This window comes from Halobacillus sp. (assembly GCF_049282395.1).
GTDB lineage: Bacteria > Bacillota > Bacilli > Bacillales > Halobacillaceae > Halobacillus.
Genome location: NZ_JBAPTY010000389.1, coordinates 1 through 4,181 on the forward strand (window position 1 = coordinate 1; position 4,181 = coordinate 4,181).

Sequence of the window (4,181 nt, forward strand, 5' to 3'; positions counted from 1 at the left end):
TTTATGATCTAAAAACCGGACATCCATTGCTTGGTAAAGCAGGTGGATGTCCGGCGGGATTGTAGCTATTTGAATCAGGAGGCGAGTTTTTTCGCTTCCCGGTGATCATTTTGCATTTTTAACATATTGATGATGAGAAGCGACATGGACACAGCCAGATAAATGCTGACAGCCGGAGCATAGAGCACATGGCCGGCAATAAAGGCGATACCGGTACCAAAGCCGATTGATAAAAGAATCAGCAGGTTTTCCGGATGGAGCAGTCTGCCTGGGACCTGGAACAACAGTTTAATAAACAGACCGACAATGAATAAGAAGGGCAGAAGGATTAAGGTGAATCCTAAGATTCCGTAAGAAAAGAATAGATCAAAGAAATCCATCTCGATTAATTTCCTGTCTTCCATATCGGTATAATTCCCGGCATACCCCATGCCAAATGTTTTCTGAACGATGTCCGCATTCGAATAATCCTGATAGAGTTCGGCGAAATAAAGATTACGGGCACTTAAAAGGATTACAAGAATCGGAGAATCCATTAGCTTTGCTTTCTCTTCTTCCTGTTTAGCTTGATCGCTCTCTGAAGAGCCTTCACTTTCTTTATCTCCCGGATCCTGATCCCCGGTATCAGATGGTTTATCCTTTCCTTCCTGTTCTGCTGTTTCTTCTTCAATCGCTCCGATATCTCCAGCTACGTTAGAGAACGCGGGAGAAAAAGGGGAAACAGCCGCAAACAGAAGCAGGAAACAGAAAGAAAGCACGAGGCGCAGCGTGAGCAACGATTCTTTTTGTTTCTTCTTCCATTGAATGAGCCAGTAAATAAGGTAACTGAAGAACACAATCGCCGCTGCCATCAGTACGGCAAAGTAAGGAACCTTGGTTCCAATCAGAATCGAGGCGATGGCGAGCAACAGAACGGGTATAAAAAGGTAAGAGTTCTTAAAGCTTTCAATTTTATACAAAGCATAAAGGTAAACAAGAGGAAAACTGATCGAGACAATGGATCCCAGTTCATTTCCGGCAAAGAACCAGCCTTTATAGCCAAACTTATTCCACTCGTAGGTTTCTGTTGAAGTTCCAGTTAAGATCGCAACTAGCAAAGAAATCGAAACGATCAGCATGGCCGCTGAAATCGCCTTGAGAATTCTAAGGCGAACGGTGGAAACTTTCTCAATGGTTGTGAACAACAGCAAATAAGAGCCAAGCATAATTGAGAAATAAGCAGTCTTAGCTACGAATTGCAGTTCTGTAAATGGATCAAAAATAGGTTTGGCGAAGTAATTGTACACGAGTCCAAATCCAAAAGCAGCGGCAAGGGCAGCTAAATAAAGAATGATCGGTTTCTTATATCGGCTCGAATTGCCGAACAGAATAAACCATAAGGAAAGGACCATGAACAGCACACGCACAACAATACCAATGGTTAAACTGGAGTCCATCCAGCGAATGGATAAGAACGTAAGGATGTCTAATACAGGTTGAAAAATAATGAATAACAGTAATAATTTCGTGTAGAAATCTTTATGTAAAATTTTGCTCAAAGGTGAACACCTCAATGTTTGGAATATTCTAAGATATGACATATTGAAGTATAAACCATTCCTATTCGACTGTCTATGCGTCAACATGGATGTTTACAAGATTGATAGGAATGTAATAGAAGTTGAATGCAAAGGTCGCAAAGCCGTATAATATATTCATGTGAAGAAATGATCATAATAGCTTGCCAAGCAGAAATAAGGTACAATAAGAAGTTGAGAAACTTGCTTTTTATCTAACGGTTTTATCAGGATATATCATGTTTAAAAATGCCCTGCAAAGGAAAAGCATTCCCCGAACGTCATAAACGGAAGAACATAACCGAACTGTATAGAGTGTGCCCGCTTGCGGGGATTTTTTTATGACGATCCGAACGGCATACATAATTTAATTTAGCAGGCAGCCTGAATTTTAAATCACCTTATTTCTTAAAAGAAATTAATAGATAATTGGAAAAAAACCTCCTATTAATACCGACCGCATAGAAGGCGATATTAATAGGAATGGTTCAGATAGAGAAAGGGAGTATAGTTATGAAGAAGTCACTCTGTGTCGTCGGGCTTGGTTATATCGGCCTGCCTACATCCGTTATGTTTGCGATTAACGGCCACCAGGTTCATGGTGTCGATGTAAATCGGAAAGCTGTAGAAATGGTGAATGCCAAACAGCTTCATATAGAAGAAAATGGTCTGCAGGAGCGGCTGGAAGAAGCGGTAGACAGCGGAAAATTCACGGCCTCGCTCGAACCGACGGAAGCGGATGTATTCGTCATCGCAGTTCCTTCTCCTATTCGCGAGGATAAAACAGCAAATCTTGATTACGTAAAAAAAGCTACTGAGTCAATTGTACCGTTTGTAAAGGAAGGGAATCTTGTCATTTTAGAATCAACGGTTCCGCCAAGAACGGTAGAAGACGTTATGCTTCCTGTATTGGAAGAAACGGGACTTACGATAGGAGAAGAGCTATTCGTCTCCCATTCACCTGAGCGTGTCATCCCAGGTAAAGTATTTCAGGAACTGGTGGATAATGACCGCATTGTCGGAGGAATCAATGAGAAGTCTTCCGAAATGACCAAGGACTTATACCTGTCCTTTGTAAAAGGAAATATCCATTTAACGGATGCTACAACGGCGGAAATGGCCAAAGTAATTGAAAACACGTACCGCGATGTGAATATCGCTTTTGCGAATGAGCTGGCCTTAATCAGCGATCAAATCGGCGTGAATTCATGGGAAGCCATTAAGCTCGCCAATTATCACCCGCGGGTAAATATTCATACACCTGGACCAGGCGTCGGCGGACATTGTATCGCCGTAGATCCATGGTTCCTGGCCGAAATCCAGCCCGAACTTTCAAAAATCATTCAGCTGTCCCGTAACACCAATGATCATATGCCGGTGTACACGGCAGGAGAAATCGAATCGTTCTTGAAAGAACAGCACATTCAGGATCCAAAAGTGGCTCTGTTTGGACTTTCTTTCAAAGCGAATATCGACGACCAGCGTGAAAGTCCGTCCTTGAAAGTTATTCTGGAACTTGTAGAGAGAGGCATCAGCTTCTCCTCCTATGATCCGCATATTAAAGAAAATGTCGCTTCCAACCAGACTCAGAGCATGGATGAAGCTCTAGAGGGAGCCGATATTGTCGTCATTCTTACAGATCACGATGAGTTTAAACAGCTTGACCCTGCACACATACAAGGTAAAATGAGAAGTAGACTTGTATTTGATACGAAAAATGCACTATCGTTAGACGAATGGAAAGACGCAGGATTTCTCACGAAACGACTGGGAGATTCAAAAAACGGATAGGGGTCCAGGTGAAATCATGAAGGAACAGTTCTTAGGAGTCGACGTAAGCAGTTATTCTTACGAGGAACTCAAGCAAAACACCATAGCTGATATTGAACAGAGAAGGCAATCCTTTATTGTAGCCATTAACCCAGAGAAGATTCTGCAGGCTCAAAAGGATCCCGATTTAAAGAACCTATTAAATAAGGCTACGTACCAGATTCCTGATGGAGTCGGGGTTCTGCTCGCTTCAAAGATCAACCGGGGAGATATCTCAAGCCGCGTGACCGGCATTGATATGCTTCTTGCCTTGTGCGAGCAGGCATCGACTCATGATAAATCGGTATTCCTTTATGGAGCGAAACCAGGTGTAGCTGAAAAAGCGAAAGACGGTCTGCTGAAAAGGTACCCTAACCTTAAAGTGGCGGGCGTTCTCGATGGTTATGAGAAGGATCAGGAGCATGTGATCCAGACGATTAACGAGGCGAAACCGGATGTTCTTTTTGTAGCGTTAGGAAGTCCGAAGCAGGAATATTGGATTGTGGATCACATGAAGGACCTGGATGTACGGATATTCCAGGGGGTCGGTGGTTCGTTCGACGTTATTTCCGGCCGGGTGAAGCGAGCGCCAAGATTCTTCCAGAAATTCGGCATTGAATGGCTGTACCGTTTAATCACAGAACCGTGGAGGCTGAAGCGTCAGATTAAACTGCCGACGTTCCTCTATAAGGTCTGGAAAGAGCGGAAATAAAAGCATAAGCGCACGGTAGAGTGCTGGATCGTTAAAAACGATTCAGCACTCTTTTTAGGTTGAGCCTTAAGTTCTTAAAGAAAAGCTCCCGATACTTTAAGACT

General features: G+C 43.0%; 3 protein-coding genes. 2 read left to right on the forward strand and 1 reads right to left on the reverse strand.

The genetic code is table 11. The features are described from left to right. Nucleotides 1-74: 74 nt before the first annotated feature. Nucleotides 75-1,538 carry an O-antigen ligase family protein gene (locus WAM07_RS16230; RefSeq protein ID WP_422168458.1) on the reverse strand — a complete coding sequence of 488 codons (1,464 nt, stop codon included), beginning with the start codon at nt 1,536-1,538 and terminating at the stop codon, nt 75-77. A gap of 531 nt (nt 1,539-2,069) precedes the next feature. On the opposite strand from WAM07_RS16230, the gene WAM07_RS16235 reads away from it, so the two are divergent. Together WAM07_RS16235 and WAM07_RS16240 are read left to right on the forward strand one after the other, a co-directional pair. Continuing rightward, a complete protein-coding gene (locus tag WAM07_RS16235) occupies nt 2,070-3,347 on the forward strand; it encodes a nucleotide sugar dehydrogenase (RefSeq protein ID WP_422168459.1) in 1,278 nt (425 codons plus the stop codon). Between the two features lie 16 nt (nt 3,348-3,363). Then, nucleotides 3,364-4,077, forward strand: a complete 714-nt coding sequence (locus WAM07_RS16240; RefSeq protein WP_422168460.1) for a WecB/TagA/CpsF family glycosyltransferase — start codon at nt 3,364-3,366, stop codon at nt 4,075-4,077. The last annotated feature ends 104 nt before the right edge of the window (nt 4,078-4,181 follow it).